Origin of the sequence: Aquimarina sp. RZ0, from assembly GCF_008370685.1 — a bacterium.
GTDB lineage: Bacteria > Bacteroidota > Bacteroidia > Flavobacteriales > Flavobacteriaceae > Aquimarina.
On the sequence record NZ_VTZU01000016.1, the window covers coordinates 72,133 to 89,814 of the forward strand.

At 33.9% G+C, this 17,682-nt stretch carries 13 protein-coding genes; 12 read left to right on the forward strand and 1 reads right to left on the reverse strand.

The window, feature by feature from the left end:
• Window positions 1-243: 243 nt before the first annotated feature.
• The 5 genes from F0000_RS08080 to F0000_RS08100 all read left to right on the forward strand — a co-directional run bounded on the left by F0000_RS08080 (window position 244) and on the right by F0000_RS08100 (window position 7,070).
• Window positions 244-1,041, forward strand: a complete 798-nt coding sequence (locus F0000_RS08080) for a universal stress protein (protein WP_149624207.1) — start codon at window positions 244-246, stop codon at window positions 1,039-1,041.
• 37 nt (window positions 1,042-1,078) lie between these two features.
• The gene (locus tag F0000_RS08085) at window positions 1,079-2,917 is read left to right on the forward strand and encodes an SLC13 family permease (protein ID WP_149624208.1); all 1,839 of its coding nucleotides are present in this window, start codon (window positions 1,079-1,081) and stop codon (window positions 2,915-2,917) included.
• An 82-nt stretch (window positions 2,918-2,999) separates the two neighbouring features.
• Window positions 3,000-4,631, forward strand: a complete 1,632-nt coding sequence (gene pckA, locus F0000_RS08090; RefSeq protein ID WP_149624209.1) for a phosphoenolpyruvate carboxykinase (ATP) — start codon at window positions 3,000-3,002, stop codon at window positions 4,629-4,631.
• Between the two features lie 344 nt (window positions 4,632-4,975).
• Entirely contained in the window at window positions 4,976-5,668 is a 693-nt protein-coding gene (locus F0000_RS08095) for a DUF2490 domain-containing protein (RefSeq protein WP_188112053.1), read from the forward strand.
• A 79-nt stretch (window positions 5,669-5,747) separates the two neighbouring features.
• Window positions 5,748-7,070, forward strand: coding sequence for an ATP-dependent 6-phosphofructokinase (locus F0000_RS08100; protein WP_149624211.1), 1,323 nt, complete (start codon window positions 5,748-5,750; stop codon window positions 7,068-7,070).
• A gap of 125 nt (window positions 7,071-7,195) precedes the next feature.
• Here the strand turns inward: F0000_RS08100 and F0000_RS08105 are convergent, their stop codons facing one another.
• Window positions 7,196-7,948 (reverse strand): IclR family transcriptional regulator, encoded by a 753-nt coding sequence (locus F0000_RS08105; RefSeq protein WP_149624212.1) that lies wholly within the window; start codon window positions 7,946-7,948, stop codon window positions 7,196-7,198.
• A gap of 71 nt (window positions 7,949-8,019) precedes the next feature.
• On the opposite strand from F0000_RS08105, the gene F0000_RS08110 reads away from it, so the two are divergent.
• The 7 genes from F0000_RS08110 (at window position 8,020) to F0000_RS28575 (ending at window position 17,270) form a co-directional block, all read left to right on the forward strand.
• Complete coding sequence (locus F0000_RS08110; RefSeq protein WP_149624213.1) at window positions 8,020-10,563, forward strand: sugar-binding domain-containing protein; 2,544 nt, start codon at window positions 8,020-8,022, stop codon at window positions 10,561-10,563.
• A 19-nt stretch (window positions 10,564-10,582) separates the two neighbouring features.
• On the forward strand, window positions 10,583-11,737 hold the full coding sequence (locus tag F0000_RS08115; protein ID WP_149624214.1) for an ABC transporter substrate-binding protein: 1,155 nt from the start codon (window positions 10,583-10,585) through the stop codon (window positions 11,735-11,737).
• Window positions 11,738-11,750: 13 nt separating this feature from the next.
• Window positions 11,751-12,896, forward strand: coding sequence for a CaiB/BaiF CoA-transferase family protein (locus F0000_RS08120; protein ID WP_149624215.1), 1,146 nt, complete (start codon window positions 11,751-11,753; stop codon window positions 12,894-12,896).
• Between the two features lie 6 nt (window positions 12,897-12,902).
• Window positions 12,903-14,054 (forward strand): CaiB/BaiF CoA-transferase family protein, encoded by a 1,152-nt coding sequence (locus F0000_RS08125; protein WP_149624216.1) that lies wholly within the window; start codon window positions 12,903-12,905, stop codon window positions 14,052-14,054.
• A 3-nt stretch (window positions 14,055-14,057) separates the two neighbouring features.
• On the forward strand, window positions 14,058-14,840 hold the full coding sequence (locus tag F0000_RS08130) for an enoyl-CoA hydratase/isomerase family protein (protein ID WP_149624217.1): 783 nt from the start codon (window positions 14,058-14,060) through the stop codon (window positions 14,838-14,840).
• Window positions 14,841-15,024: 184 nt separating this feature from the next.
• The gene (locus F0000_RS08135; RefSeq protein WP_149624218.1) at window positions 15,025-16,482 is read left to right on the forward strand and encodes an aldehyde dehydrogenase family protein; all 1,458 of its coding nucleotides are present in this window, start codon (window positions 15,025-15,027) and stop codon (window positions 16,480-16,482) included.
• Between the two features lie 539 nt (window positions 16,483-17,021).
• On the forward strand, window positions 17,022-17,270 hold the full coding sequence (locus tag F0000_RS28575; protein ID WP_149624219.1) for an AraC family transcriptional regulator: 249 nt from the start codon (window positions 17,022-17,024) through the stop codon (window positions 17,268-17,270).
• The last annotated feature ends 412 nt before the right edge of the window (window positions 17,271-17,682 follow it).

Below are 17,682 nucleotides of genomic sequence, written 5' to 3' on the forward strand. Positions count from 1 at the left end.
TCCTTAAAATTAATAAAATGAAAACTGTATTAATTCTTGCGAATTTTTCTAGATACCCAATGCGTACAATTGCTAATACCTCTAAAACGAATAGAGCAGAACCCTATAAAATTGTGCAATAAATTTGTATAAATATTTTTTGGATACGTTCTGAAATTATTTTGAAAACTGACATTTCCTGGCTTACCATTCCTAAGCTTTTTAGTTCCCGCTTTTAATTCTAAAACTTTTATTATCAAGACCATGAATACTATTGAAAAAATATTAATTCCATTTGATTTATCTACTACCTCTGAGTATGCTTTACGATTTGCATTGAGTCTATTCTCAATAGATTATAAACCAGATATAGTTATAATACATTCGTATAACTCTTCAAATAGAGATAAAATTGTTATACAATTAGAGTCTAAGATTGAAAAAATTAAATCAGAATTTCAGTACGCAAAAGCATCTACTATTGAATTGGTTATAAAACCTGATTTTTTGATAGATACAATATTAGTAGAGCAACAAGAGCGAGAAGCAGATTTAATCATAATGGGCACCAAAGGGTGTGATATTGATGATGAAAGTATATTCTCAAATACCTCAGAACTAGTATTAGAAGCAGATTGTCCCGTTTTGGTAATTCCAGAGACTATCTTAAAAGATGGTATACATAAAATAGCTTTAGTTCTTGGAAAAGAAGAAATAGATGATCCATCTGTATTAATGACATTATTAATATTAGCAAGACATTTTAAAGCAAAAGTATATGTTCTAACCATTGTAAACAAAGATGATAGTTATGGTTATACAGCTGCAGATCAAAAGAATGAAAACACAGTAGAGTATTATTTAGAAAATTTTTATTCACAGCATGTATTTAGAGAAAGTGATGATGTAGAACAAGGAATTTTTGATTTTGTAGCAAATAATAAAATAGATATGGTTACTATTTTACCCTATAATCACGCAAAAAGACACGAGCCTTCAGAGGGTAGGTTAACAAAACTTCTGGCATTACATACCCAAGTGCCTTTACTAACTCTGGACTAATTTTAACAAATTAATGTATTAATTAAAACCTCCGAGAATGATATCTCTTATCGTTATTTTAAGCATTACAATAGGACTTTTTATTTGGGGAAAATTTACACCAGATATTGTTGCGCTATTGTCTATGCTCAGCCTTTTTTTAACAGGGGTTTTAGATCTTAATGAAACACTTAGTGGTTTTAGCAATCCGACTGTTATTATGATTGCCTCTCTTTTTATTATTGGAGAAGGTTTATCCCAAACAGGTTGGACAGCTCTTGCCGGTCAAAAATTTGTAAAATGGGCAGGAAAAAGTATCCCTAAGCTGTTGATTTTGGTAGTATTTGGATCCGGGATATTATCTGGTTTTGTAAGTAATACAGGAACTGTAGCAACTTTATTACCAGTAACCGTATCAGCAGCCTGGAATATTGGTACATTACCGTCAAAACTATTGATTCCAGTAGCATTCGGTTCTAATACGGGCGGTTTATTAACACTAACAGGTACACCCCCTAATATTATAGCCAGTAATGCACTTGTAGAGAATGGTTATCAAGCTTTTTCATTTTTTGAGTTTGCGATGATAGGGCTTCCATTATTGCTCATTACAATAGTGTACTTTAGATATGTAGGAACTAAGATTTTACCCAAAAATACGGCAGAAAACATACCTATAAACCTTGATTCAGAAATGCATCAATGGATAGAAAATTATAGTATTGATAAAGGTATATACCGCCTTCGCATAAGATCAATGTCTCCATTAATCAATACAACGATTGGAGTGTGGAATTTTGAAGATACGTATAATGTATCTATTATCAGGTTACGAAGAAGGCATCCTAACCTTTTTAAAGGAACCAAACATTTTGTAGAATTCCCAACACAAGATACAGAACTACGTTACCACGATATAATTACTGTAAAAGGTAAGACAGAAGATGTGGATAAAATGATTATCGAATTTAAATTAGGTATTATTCCTATGAAAAATTCTGATGATGAATTCAAAAATGAATTTATCAATCAAGAAGTGGGCATGGCAGAAATGATCATAACACCAAAATCATTTTTTTTAGGAACTAGTATTCCAATGGGAACTTATCTAAAACAAACAGGTATTCAGTTACTGGCAACATCAAGAAATAACAAACCGTTGATCGATAAAAATGTTGTAGTAAAAGCTGGAGATGCTTTTATAATAAGAGGTCCCTGGGAACGTATAGAAGCACTAAAAAATACCTATAAGAATTTGGTGATTTCAGGAAGTCCTGAAAAAATGGCAAAAGAAGTAGATGCCTTGACATATAAGTCTTTTATAGCGTTAGGAATGCTTTTATTAATGATCATATTACTTGTTTTTAAAATTGTACCGAGTGCCATTGCAGCATTAATCTGTGCAGGTGTTATACTAATCACAGGATGTGTACCCATTGCAAAAGCTTATAAAGGAATTAGCTGGGTAAGTGTTGTGATGATTGCGGCGATGATTCCAATGGGGATTGCATTACAAAAAACCGGAGCAGCGCAGCTAGCAGCAAATAGCTTAGTAGAATATTTGGGTAGTATCCATCCAACAGTTTTACTAGGAGGTATTTTTTTACTGACAACCAGTTTTAGTCAGACAATAAACAACTCGGCAACAGCCGTATTGATGGCACCAATTGCGATTATGGCAGCTACAGCATTACATATATCACCTAAACCATTTATGATTACTGTTGCTATAAGTGCATCAACAGCATTTTTAACACCAGTTGGGACTACAACAAATGCAATGGTAATGGCTGCGGGAGATTATAAATTTATGGATTATGTAAAGGTAGGAGCTCCATTATTATTAATTTTTTTTTGTATAACTCTCATATTAGTACCTATCATATGGCCCTTTTAAACCTATAGATAAGATAGTTTTTCAATAGATCAATATATCAAAAAATAGTAAACTTTAATCCAACTTGTAAATTTTTTAAATTATGGAAACAACAACAAGATCACCACAAAACAAAGACCTTAAAAAATATGGTTTAACACCAGATAAAGTATATTGGAATTTAGATCCGGAAACCCTGCAAAAATTTACAGTAGAAAAAAAAATGGGTACCGAAACTGCTAATGGAACACTAAATATCAATACTGGTAAGTTTACAGGACGTTCTCCAAAAGATCGTTTTTTAGTGCAAGATGCATATACAAAAGATAAAGTATGGTGGGGTAGAACAAATAAACCAGTTTCTCCAGAAAATTTTGATAAGCTTTATGACGAAGTAATAAATTATTTTTCTGGAAAAGAAGTGTATGTGAGAGATGCAGCAGTGTGTGCAGATCCAAAATATAAAATGAATGTAAGAACCATAACTGAGTATCCTTGGTCAAACTACTTTGTAAACAATATGTTTCTTCGTTTATCAGAAGAAGAATTAAAAGACTTTGAGGAAGAATGGTTGGTGCTTTGTGCACCGGGGTATGAAGCTCCGAATCCTAAAGAATTTGGTCTTCGTCAAGGAAATTTTTCAATATTGAATTTTACAAAAAAAATAGCACTCGTAGGAGGTTCTGCTTATACAGGAGAAATTAAGAAAGGAATATTTTCAGCCTTAAACCTGATTCTTCCAGTTGAGAAAGAAGTGTTACCGATGCATTGCTCTGCAAATGTAGGAGAAGATGGTGAGACGGCTATTTTCTTTGGACTTTCTGGTACAGGAAAAACAACATTGTCTGCCGACCCTAACCGAAAACTTATTGGAGATGATGAACACGGGTGGACAGCAGAAAATACAGTTTTTAATTTTGAAGGAGGATGTTATGCAAAAGTTATTGATTTAACAGAAGAAAAAGAACCGGATATTTATCGGGCAATTAAACCTGGCGCATTGTTAGAAAATATTGTTTTTAAAGAAGGAACAAAAGAAGTTAATTTTGAGGATAGTTCAATTACTCAAAATACAAGAGTAAGCTATCCATTAGATCACATAGATAAAATTCAACAACCATCGTATGCAAGCAACCCCAAAAATATATTTTTCCTTACCTGTGATGCTTTTGGAGTGTTACCTCCGATTTCAAAACTGACTCCCGGACAAGCTGCTTATCATTTTATTTCTGGATATACAGCCAAAGTAGCAGGTACTGAAGCAGGTATTACAGAACCAGTACCTTCATTCTCAGCTTGTTTTGGAGAACCATTTATGCCATTACACCCAACTGTATATGCAGAGATGTTAAGCAAAAAAATGACTGAAGCTGGAGTAGATGTATGGTTGGTTAATACAGGATGGTCAGGAGGACCATATGGCGTAGGATCCAGGATAAAACTGAAGTATACCAGAGCTATGATATCGGCTGCCCTTAGAGGAGAGCTTACTGATGTAGAATTTGAAGAGCACCCGATTTTTGGATTAAATATGCCAAAATATGTACCTGGTGTGCCTACAGAAATGCTAGACCCTATGAACACTTGGCTGCAAAAAGGAAGTTATATAAGTAAAGCTATTCAGCTAGCACATTCATTTCATATTAATTTTGATAAATTCGTAAATCAAGCTAATGATGAAACGTTGCATGGAGGTCCACTAATTGATGCACATCAGATTTTAGATCATATCTAAATTTTAACATTCTTAAATCATCAATTTTTGAAAATTATGAACTCATCTTGACTTTTTCTATTTCCTGAAAAAGTTAAGACGAGTCAATAGAAGGCTCCTATATATCTAGCAAGGTTTAATTATGTATGGGAGTTTTTTTTGATGGTATCTTCTATGAATTTTGGAGGATAGTTCAGCATAATTATTTTGATAACGTATAGCGCAACAGATGCTCTTTTTCTATTGACTGTAAAAATGCTTTTTATTTAGTTTTTACTTATCAGATAAAACAGCTCTAACGTGTAAAAAAGAATGGCAATAGATTAAAAAATCACTTCATTATCAAATCACTTAAAAATACTATTTTGACTCGATTTTTTTTAATCCTGTTTTTGTTTACTATACCGCTGAGCGGTCAGAAAAACAGAAATGATATTACCTTAGGATCATGGGTAATAGTATCAGGAACTAATAGACTCTCCAAACGTTGGAGTATACCCACTGTTGGAATTTTAAGGCATTATGATATTTTTAAATCTTATGAACTATCCTTTTTTAGATCCGGATTTACCTATGCTGTCAACCCTAAGTTAGATGTAACTTTGGGGTATGGTTATCTAGATTCAGATTCATATATTAATTACAAACCTGGAACCAGGCAACATTGGTTATATCAGGAGTTCTATATAAAGTCTCACGCTAATGGTTTTCCTGTATCTCATAGATATCGATGGGAAACACGTTGGATTGAAAAAGCAAATAATCAGGAAGTTAATCATAGAATACGGTATCGATTGAGGTGGATTCAATCTCTTAATTCATATTTTTATACCAACCTTTTTAATGAAATTTTTTTGAGTTTGCAAGATCCTGTTTTTAATCAAAATAGATTTCACGCTGGTGTCGGCTATGTTTTTAGTAAAAATTTAAAACTAGAGATGGGATATCTGAAAAATCATTTTTCAAAAGCGCACTATGATCGTCTTCGAATAGGGATTCTTTTTAAAACAAATTTTGCCTCAAAGCAGATAGTATCAACTGCAAGTGGTAGTAACTAATACAATTGTTTGAATTTACTATAGGAGAAAATATATAATTTACTTTATTTTAGAACACAAAAAATTGAAAACACATATTATGAAATCTAATCAGAACTTCGAAATTAAATTTATCGGAGAACCTACTTATAAATCACCACTAAGACTTAGTAAAACTAAAGGGGATGGGGTTTTTAACTTTATAAATGAAGAGGAAAGATTGATTCTTAATACATCTGTATCAGGATTTGAGCAATGTATTAGAGACAATAAAAAACCATTGAGTTTAGAAAAGGCTGGTCCGAGAGAAAAGATATACTTTGATATCAAAACCACAAAAGCAGCCATTGTAACTTGTGGTGGCTTATGTCCTGGAATCAATAATGTAATACAAGGCTTGGTTATGGGGCTTCATTATTTTTATGGCGTATCAGAAGTGATAGGGATTCGTTATGGTTATGAAGGATTAAATCCAAAAACAAAACATGAGTTTGTAACGCTAACTCCGGAGAAAGTAAAAAATATTCACGAATTTGGAGGTACTATTTTGGGATCATCCCGAGGAGCGCAGGATGTTGTCGAAATGGTTAACACATTAGAAAAAAATGAGATTAATATACTTTTTACTATTGGAGGAGATGGTACTTTAAAAGGCGCATATGAACTTACCAAAGAGATTGAAAAGAGAAATCTTGAGTGTGTAGTAGTAGGAATCCCAAAAACAATAGATAATGATATTGATTTAATTGATAAATCTTTTGGTTTTGAAACAGCATTTGATGTCGCTACTCCAATTATAAGAGATGCACATAATGAAGCGGTAGGAGCCTATAATGGTATTTCGATTGTCAAGCTTATGGGCAGAGATAGTGGTTTTATAGCTGCTTCTGCTGCACTTTCGATGCCAGTTGTTAATTTTGTTTTAGTACCAGAAATGGAATTCGAACTACGTGGCGAGAAAGGTTTTTTATCAGCACTTAAGGAGCGATTGGATTCTAGGAATCATATTGTTATTGTTGTAGCAGAAGGTGCCGGGCAACATTTGTTTGATACCGATGAATCCAATAAAACAGACGCTTCTGGTAACATACTGCATAAGGATATAGGTCTATTATTAAAAGATAAAATAAATGAATTTTTTCAGGAACATGATATTCCCACAACGATTAAATATATTGACCCAAGCTATATTATAAGAAGTGCACCGGCAAATGCAAATGATCGCATTTTTTGTAATCGACTGGCGCATCTGGCGGTTCATGGTGCTATGAATGGCAAAACTGGATTTGTAATAGGGATTGTTAATAATAGTTTTGTTCATATCCCTATTGCAGAAGTAATAAATAAAAGAAAAAAAATAGACTTAGAAGGAGAATTTTGGTATTCAGTTTGTGAGAGCACGGGACAGCTATCCTTGATGTAATCATTTAAAATGGGTTATATTATATAGATTTTAGTTGCTGGGTTAACTTCTTTATTTGCAAGTATTTATTCGTAAAAGAGATTTCTTATTGATAACTATAAATGTACAGTCAAGATAAGTATGAATTATAGTTTTATACTCGTATTAATAGAAATAGCAGTTTCTTTAAGACATTTAATTAAAAAATCTCCAGTTTTTTGTTTTTGATTTATAGATTCCAAACTGGAAATTGCAAGGACACTAAAAATTCCTGAATTGGTATGACCTATAGGAACAGCAATATCAGTTACTCCAATGGTTAGATCACTTTTTTTTAATTCGTAACCGTTTTTTTCTATACTTTTTAGATTGGTTCTAAAATTGACCTGCTCTTTTTTCGAAAGTGCATTAAACTCTGGATTCGTCTGGAGTATTTTTTCTAATTCATCTGTCTCCATAAAAGCTAATAAGACCCTTCCTGAGGTGGTTTTTGTTAAAGGAAAAAGGCTTCCTTCTTCTATGGATAAGGAAACAGGACCTGGACTTTGTACTTGTGATATGACCATAAGTTGGCCACTATATAATATTCCCATATGACAAGATTGTTTTGTTTTATTGGCAAGATCCTCCATGATGGGTTTGGCAACTTTTAATAATCCGTCAATAGGACTATGCCTATGAGATAAGTGGTATAATTTCAGTGATAGTGAGTACTTTCCAGATGTTGATTTTATAATGTAACCTCTATATTCCAGACAAGCTAGCATTCGATAAATCTCATTGGCAGATTTATTGAGCCCTTGAGCTATTTCTACCTGGGATTGTGGAACCCCTTTATTGGATAGATATTCTAAGATGTCTAAACCTTTTTCTAATGCAGGTGCAGGATATTTATTCATGCTGTTTTTTGTATAAACTTTTCAAATATAAATTTTTGTATTTATATTTGAATTATAAATTTAATTGAATTATGAGACCAAATTTTAAAAGAAAGTTAAAGAATATTTTAGGAACTTTCTTCATATTAATGTCATTAATTGGGTTTGCTCAACCCAACACAACCTTCAATGGTAACTTAGGTGATAAGTCTGAAAGAGATTTAAGTGGTATGATGTGGCGCATGAAAATGATGCTTCCAGGGGAAGGAGTAAAAAAAGGATTACATAAACTTCCTTCAGAAGATATCGAAACTTTAGTTTGGAACAATGCTAAAGTTCCGGGAGATGTCTATACCGATTTATGGAAAGCAGGTGTGATCGACGATCCTTACTTTGGTCGTAACAGTGTGAAAGCCCAATGGGTCCAACAATATGAGTGGTGGTATTCTCTGCAGTTCAGCGTTACAGAGGATACGGTAGATAAGATAATTGATATCGTTTTTGAAGGCGTTGATTATGCCTGTGAAGTATGGCTGAATGGTCATTATTTGGGAAAGCATGAAGGTGCTTTTTCTAAGTTTTCATTCACTGTAAATGATTATTTACGTGTTAGTAAAGATGATTTCCTTAAAGGACGCAATATGCTAATGGTAAAATTAGATTCCCCTCCACAAGTAAATGCCTTTGTAGCGGGTAAAAAAACGCCATGGTTTGGTGATTACTGGAGAGATTTGACGCCAATAGGGATATGGAGACCTGTAAAAATGATTACTACGGGAATGACTCGTTTTACAGATGTATATGCCAATAATAGTATTAATAAGGACGGTAGCGCTAATGTCAATTTAGAAATGATGATCGAAAACGTATCCAATAAATCAAAAGATATCACCATAATAACCACTGTAAAAGGTAAAAATTTTGATATGAAACCTTTGGATTTTAAATTTAACCAGCATTTAAAACCTGGAATAAACAAAATTACAAAGGAAGTTAAAATTGATGAAGCAAAATTATGGTGGCCTTGGGATCTCGGCGAGCCAAATTTATATGAAGCTAAGATTGTACTACAAAAAGATACATTTATTCATGATATTAATAAAACTGTGTTTGGTATTCGGGAAGTAACTTCCAAATGGAATCCTGGTTTTAAAAAAGGGGTAGACGTTAGTTTCCCTCGTTCTACATATATCAATGGGAAATTTCATTTTATCAGATCTGCCTGTTGGGGCGGTCCCCCAGATATTTTTACTGGTAGAACTTCTGTAGATGAATATAAGGAGCTTTTTCGTTTAGCAAAGGAAATGAATATGAACAATATCCGTATCTTTGGATGGCATCCGCCTGAGATTCCTGAGTTTTATCAACTTGCTGATGAAATGGGGATTACCATTTGGCAGGATATGATCCCTTTGGGAACAGGTAATATTCCGTCTGATGAAAATAATTTGGCTGAAATTTTTAATGAAGGAGTCCGTGTTATTAAGGAACGAAGAAACCATCCATCGCTAATAATGATGGAGGGAGGTGAAGAAATGATGTTCAGAACACGTGACCCAAAATTTGGACGCGAATTTCTAGAACGTTTGGGAGACTCTTTGCAGGCATATGCAAAATTACCCTATATTCCTGATTCTCCAATGACAGATCATGTAGCACAACAAGCAGGTTTCAAGCCAAAAGAGGCTGTACACGCATTACGTTACTTTTATGATATGGGCGATTGGCTGCATGAAGATTGGTATCAGACGAAAGCAAACGGCTATCCTATTGTACCTGAGTTTGCAATTACGTCAGTACCATCAGTAGAAAGTCTTAAAAAATTCATACCTGCAGAAGAATTGTGGCCTCCAGGGCTTAGTTGGGGACATCATTGGGCAGATCTGATACGATTGAGAATGCAAAATTGGGATGTATTTGGTAATGAGATGAAAGGATCACTCGAAGAATTTGTAAATGCTACTCAGGATGCGCAAGGAATTATTTTTCAAAATGGAATAGAACACTTTAGACGAGATAAGCCTGGTCTGAGCGCAATTGCACTTTGTCATTTTATAACCTATGGTCCGGATATGAAGTGGGCAATTATTGATAACTATCAGAAGCCAAAACGTTCTTTTAATTTTGTTAAAAAGGCGTATCAACCACTTCTGGTAAATTTTGAATTTAAAAAACGAAGATGGCGTATAGAAGAACCTTTTGTAGGGAACATATGGATAATTAATGATTTTTATAAATCATACAAGGATTGTAAGGTAAGTTTCAAAATAAAAAACGATACAGGAGAGGTACTTTACTCTCAGGAGTTTGACGTAGCAAGCATAGAAGGCAATAGTGCGAAATCCTTTTTTAAGATTAAAGAAAAAGTACTTAAAAAGGTTAAAGAAAAATTCTATGTAGATTTAGAACTAACAAATAAAAAGGGTACAGTTATTTCTGCAAATGATTATTTTTTTCTGATTGGAGACCAGGAAGCAGCTAGTAAGCGATTTAAAGATTGGAAAGAAGAACGCCTGGAACAGGAGAATAAACACGGTGCTTATGGTTCATACTACCATTTCTTTAAGGAGCTTACCGGTCAGGATGGTACTAAATATGAAAGCGGAAATGAAATTCCGAGAGCAATTGGGTATTAATCAGTAAGTATCAAAAAAGATGAAAAAAGATAGAAAAATACAACTGAAAGGAATTACCTGGAATCATAGTAGAGGATTTACCTCGGTCGTAGCAACCGCTCAACGATTTCATGAACTGAACCCAAATGTAGAAATTACCTGGGAAAAACGTTCGTTACAAGCATTTGCTGATGAGCCTATAAATGAATTGGCTAAGAGATATGATCTGCTAATTATAGATCATCCATGGGCAGGTTTTGCAGCTAGGACAGAAGTAATCATAGCTTTGGATAAATACATACCTTTAGATTTTATAGATCATTTAGAACAACATACCGTCGGGAAATCTCACAAAAGTTATTCTTTTAATGGACACCAATGGGCATTAGCTATAGATGCAGCTACTCCGGTTGCTGCCAGTAGGCAGGATTTATTATATAAATTAAATAAAAAACGTCCTGAAACCTGGAATGAACTTATTAAATTATCAGAAAATGGTTTGGTAGCCATTCCCGGTATTCCCCAGGATATATTGATGAGTTTTTATATGATTTGCAGTACTCTGGGAGAAGATGTTTGTACTGTAAAAGAGCAGGTAGTTTCAGAAAAAATAGGATTAAAAGCATTAGAGATACTTAGAGATTTAGGGCAAAATATTGATTATAAATGTTATCGTATGAATCCTATTCAGGTATATGAGGCAATGACAAGTACAGATCAATTTGCATATTCACCTTTTGCCTATGGGTATTCCAATTATTCTAAAAAAGGCTATGCAAAACATATCTTAAAATTTCACGATGTAGTTAACTTAGAAGAAAAGAAACTTGTCACGACCTTAGGTGGTACCGGACTGGCAATATCTAGCGAATGTGATTACAAGGACATAGCAGCAAAATACGTACAATATACAGCAAGTCCAGAAGTGCAAAAGACATTATTTTTTAATAATGGAGGACAACCAGGTCATCGATTAGCGTGGGAAGATACCTATACGAATTTTAATTCTATGGATTATTTTAAAGATACATTGCCTACCCTGGATAGGGCTTTTTTAAGACCACGTTATCATGGGCATATGTATTTTCAGGATAATTCTGGAGCTCCTGTTCGTGAATATATGATGAACGGGGGCAATGCTAAAAATGTATTAAGTGAGTTAAACAGATTATATATAGAGTCCCTAAAACTCTAAAAAAAACGTAACCATGTTACCATTAGAAGGAATTACAGTAGTAGAGTTTGCACAATTTATGGCAGGACCTTCTGCAGGTCTAAAACTTGCTGATTTAGGAGCGCGTGTCATAAAAATCGAACGCCCCAAAGTAGGAGAGTCTGGAAGACAAATAGCAATTAAAAATTTGTTTATCGACAATGACAGTTTGGTGTTTCATACTATTAATAGAAATAAAGAATCCTTTGCTGCAAACCTAAAAGACACTGATGATTTAGATAAAATCAAGAAGCTACTATGTCAGGTGGATGTAATGACACATAATTTTAGACCTGGAGTCATGGAAAAGATAGGTCTGGATTATAGATCTGTAAAAAAAATGAATTCTAAAATAATCTATGGCGATATCACCGGGTATGGTAAAAAAGGTCCCTGGGCAAAAAAACCAGGTCAGGATTTATTAATTCAATCATTATCTGGTGTTACGTATTTAACAGGAAATAAAGAGGATAACCCTACACCAATGGGTATCGCAGCATCAGATATGTTTACAGGAGGTCATTTAGCACAAGGAATTTTGGCAGCCTTATACCAACGAACAAAGACTGGCGAAGGAGCTATGATTTCTGTGAGTCTTCTGGAATCTACTTTGGACATGCAATTTGAAGGATTGACTACTTATTTAAACAATGATAATCAACTGCCAGTCAGAGCATATCAGGGAAACGCGCAACCGTTACTTGCAGCTCCATATGGGATTTATAAAACTTTTGATAGTAATATTGCAATCTCTATGGTTGATTTACCGGTACTGTTACAGGCTATGGATATAGAAACTCCATCAGAATTTTCAGAACCTGATTCCTGGTTTGAAAATCGCGATGAAATTATGAAATATCTGGCATTGGTATTCATAAAAAAAACAACAAAACACTGGCTTGCTATATTTGATGAAAAGAATATATGGTCTGCACCAATATATGATTACCATACACTACTGAATCATCCAGGTTTCACAGCATTAAAAATGATTCAAGAAGTAAAAACCTTGCACGGAGAAGTAATCAAAACTACAAGATGCCCATTTAGAATTGATGGCGAGCGTATTTTTTCTTGTAAATCAGCACCAACTGTAGGAGAAGATAATGAAAAAATCAATGAAGAATTTAATCTAAATTAAATCAGGATGAATAAACCTTTAGAAGATGTTTTAGTGATTGATTTTAGTCAGTTCTTATCAGGACCTTCTGCCAGTTTGCGATTGGCTGATTTGGGAGCGCGGGTTGTAAAAATTGAACAACCTGATACAGGTGATATATGTCGTTCTTTATATGTATCTAATATTGTATTGAATGGAGAATCAACCATTTTTCAAGCCATTAACAGAAATAAAGAAAGTTATCAGGCAGATTTAAAAGATACTGAAGAACAAAAAAAAATATATCAGCTAATAAAAAAAGCAGATGTTGTTATTCATAACTTCAGACCAGGAGTTGCAGAAAGATTAGGGATTGACTACAAAACAATTTCTAAATTAAATCCGGAAATTATTTATGGAGATATTACAGGCTATGGCAAAACAGGTGTCTGGAAAGATAAACCAGGGCAAGATTTGTTACTACAAGCTATTTCGGGATTGACAGGATTAAGTGGTAATGATGGAGCAGGTCCGGTACCAATGGGACTAGCTATTGTAGATATGCTGGCAGGAATTCATCTGACTCAGGGAATACTCGCTGGTTTATTTAAAAAAGCAAGACATAAAAAAGGGACGCTCATAGAAGTGAGTATGCTGGAATCTATTATAGAATTTCAATTTGAATCCATTACAACGTATTATCGTGATGGAGGAGAGCCTATACAACGCACCAAGACTAATAATGCTCACGCCTATTTGGGTGCGCCCTATGGAATATATGAAACCAAAGATGGTTTTATAGCACTAGCTATGGGACAAATTCCTGTATTAGGAGAATTACTTTCTTGTAGCGAATTATTGAATTATACTGAAATCAAGAGTTGGTATAATCAACGCGATGAGATTAAAGAAATTTTATCGAGTCACTTAAAAACGAAAATCACAGAATATTGGCTATCCATATTAGAGCCAGCTGATATTTGGTGTTCAGCCGTACTTAATTGGAGAGAGTTGTTTGATAGCGAGGGATTCAAAGTACTCAATATGATTTGTGAAGTAGTAATGACTGACGGTTTTAAATTAAAGACAACGCGATGCCCAATACAAATCAATGATCAGTATTTAGAATCTGATTTGGGAGCCCCTAAATTAGGAGAACACACAAAAAAAATTACAACTGAATTTTTATTAAATGGATGAAAGATGCAAGATTTAGATTCACAAATATTAGTAAGTAAAATAGATACGATTGTAATAATTAGCCTTAATCGACTACCAGTCAATGGTTATTATCTGGATTTCCTAGAACGATTGAGTAGTATAATAACAGAAGCTAGTCTTGATGATACTATTAAAGTTATTTTAATAAAAAGTACTTCTGAAAAGTTTTTTTGTGCAGGAGCAGATATCAAAATATTTGCGTCAAATACACAAATACAAAACAATGAAATGGTAAAGACAGCAAGAAAAGTAAGTGCTGCTATTTGCAACAGTAAAAAAATTGTAGTTGCTGCTATAAAAGGACATGTGTTGGGTGGCGGATTAGAAATATGTATGGCTTGTGACATCAGGCTCGCCGCCAAAGGAGATTATTTGATAGGACTCCCGGAAGTAAAATTGGGATTGATGCCGGGTAATGGAGGTACCCCGAGGTTAATAGACCTGATCGGAGCAAGTAGAGCTATGGAGTTGCTTGTCACTGGAAACACTATAACTCCTCAAAAAGCATATGATTATGGGCTGTTTAATCAATTGTACGAAGAAATAAGCTTTGAGAATGAGGTGGAAATTTATGTAGATAAAATAGCAAAGGGAGCAGGAAAGGCTATGAGTGCCATAAAAGAATATGTAGGACGACATAAAGGAATGAGTCTGCAGGAATCTTTAATTTTTGAAACAGAATGTGTGGATATTTTGTATAATACACCAGATGCAAAAGAAGGATTTAATGCTTTTGTAGAAAAACGTACTCCAGAATTTGAATAATACGATTTACGGGTGAGAATTTCGTAAAAATAATGGCAAGGATTTTTCGCTAGATTGATGAATCAAATTAAAGAATAGCCATAGCTATTGTTTCATTTTATGAAGAAAATATAGTAGAAAAAGAATGTCATTAGATGCGAAATTTTTATTCGTAAATCGTATAATAACGTAAAACTTTAACAAAATGGATCAAACTATAAAACACTACCAATGTTATATTAATGGAGAATGGTTAGACACTTCCGGCAGAGAAGTAATTGAAGTGGAAAATCCGGCAACAAACGAAGTTTTTTCGACGGTGACAGCCTGTACAGTTAGCGACGTACAGTATGCACTGGAAACTTCTGAACAAGCACAAAAAAGCTGGGGATTATTACCCGCACAAACCAGAGCCAACTATATTTATGCTATTTGTGACAAGCTAAAATCGGAACGGGAACATTTTGCCGAATTATTAGTAATGGAACAAGGTAAAACATATGCTGAAGCTCTGGGAGAAGTAACTGATACTATTCGTTATATGTCGTATTCAGCAGAAGCTGCGAGGCGTATACAGGGAGCAGTATTTCCTTCTGAAAATCCAAATGAACGATTGACAATATATAAAGTTCCATACGGTGTAACAGTTGCTTTGTGTGCTTTTAATTATCCGCTGGCTCTAATTGGAAGGAAATTAGGCCCAGCATTAGTGACCGGAAATACTATTATTTTGAAACCTCATGAATTAACACCAATCACAACTGCAGAATTTTGCAGACTTGTGCATGATGCAGGTGTTCCCAAAGGGGTCATAAATATGGTGTCTGCAAAAAATGCTCAAGCAGCCTCTCTTTTGGTTGAAAGTCCAATAACTAAGCTAATTAGCTTAACAGGAAGTACTAATGCAGGTCGTGCTATGTATCGTGCTGCAGCCGATAATATTACCGGTATGATATTAGAATTGGGAGGAAAAGCACCATTTATTGTATGTCGGGATGCCGATATTGACAGAGCCGTAGAAGCTGCTGCTATTTCGAGATATGCCAATTGTGGTCAGGTTTGTATCTGTAATGAAATGGTCATGGTGGATGAGCGTATCGCTGATGAATTTACCGAGAAGTTAATACAACGAGTAAAACAAATTAGGGTAGGAAATCCATTTGATACAAAAAATCATATGGGACCTAATGTTAGTAAGATTGGATTGGATAGAGTTCGTAAATTAGTCCAGGAGAATATTGCTGAAGGAGCCGAATTGGTACTAGGAGGAGGAAGGCCAGAAGGGAAAGTTTTTGAAAAAGGAAATTGGTTTGCTCCCACTATTTTAACCAATGTGAAAAATGGAGATGCAACTACAAAACACGAATTATTTGCTCCGATATTACCCATTATAAAGGTATCAGGTTTTGAAGAGGCAATGGCTATGAGTAATGCTCGTGAAGAAGGGCTATCGGCATACTTATATACTAATGATTATAGAATACATCAAAAAGCAATAGATTCTCTAGAAGTAGGAACAATATTTATAAACAAAGGGATTGTTGGTTATATTCAAGGATATCATTCGGGTCATAAAACATCTGGTTTGGGTGGTGAAGATGGCATTTATGGAATTGAAGAATACCTTCAAAAGAGAACCATTTATATGGATTATTCTAATTAATAACCAAGTAGTGTTGAATTGGTTTCTATATATTTTGGCAAATAAAAACACAGCCTTGTTGTAAGAAAATAACAGCATATCTCAAATTTTTGAATGTTTTACACCATTTCTGTCTTAGAACTCATCTTGAGTAATGGTTTTTAACCGAAAAGTTAGGCTTTGGCACTACAATGAAGTAGTTTTTTTAGCATAACCATACGGTTAAAAAAACCAACAAATTAGCGTGCAAAATGTAAATTTTGTAGGTCAAAGCAATACTCAATATGAGTTCATGAAATTATATCTGTTATTTACGATGTTTACTCGATAATCGAGATTTAAATGCTCCGGGGCTTGCCTCGAAATCAAAATGTTTTTTTCAATAAATGCTCGGCTTGCCCCGAGGTAGTTTATTTTAAAAATTCACAGCCTGTAATCTGTCTTTCACAACATTTTTGATTTTTGGGACTACTTCTTTCATAATAAATGGAGATGATCGTATACAAAGTATTTTGAATTATATCGCTGAGAATTTTGATAAAAAAATATCGAATAAAACAATGGCTGATTTAGTTTTCTTAACTGAAATTTCTTTTTGTAAATTTTTCAAACGTAATTTTAATAAATCATTTACTAATTATTTAAACGAGTTTCGTATCAGAAAATCCTGTCAGTTATTGCGACAAACAAATAAGAAGTTATTAGATATTGCAGAGGAATGTGGTTATGAAAACATGTCTTTTTTTCATCGGCAGTTCAAAAAGTATATCAAGAAAACTCCTTCAGAGTATAGGATAAGTTTTTTATAATTCTGGATTTCTATTCTTAAAACGAAGTCATCTCATCTCATCTCAATTTTAGTTAAACGAGTCATAAAACTCTAATGATATATACTTTTGGTTTTGAGGTTTGTTTTTATAGTACTTCTGATTTAAATACGTGTCTCGAAATCGAAATGGCTTTCTTGAGAAATGCTTTGTGGGCTTGCAACGAGGTCGTTTATCTTTTTTTTGCTGATACTTCAAAATAGAAAGAAGCCCTAGATTGAATTTTCTTTTTTGTCAAAACAAGAATTACTAGCTTTTATTTGAGTATTTTCAGCATAGGATTGGGATTAATCTTGATACTATTACTAATTTAGATCTTTTAAGGTTACAACTAAAATTGTCAAGATTTTTTCCATTGAACTCATCTTGATTTTTCTATTTCATAAAAAATGGC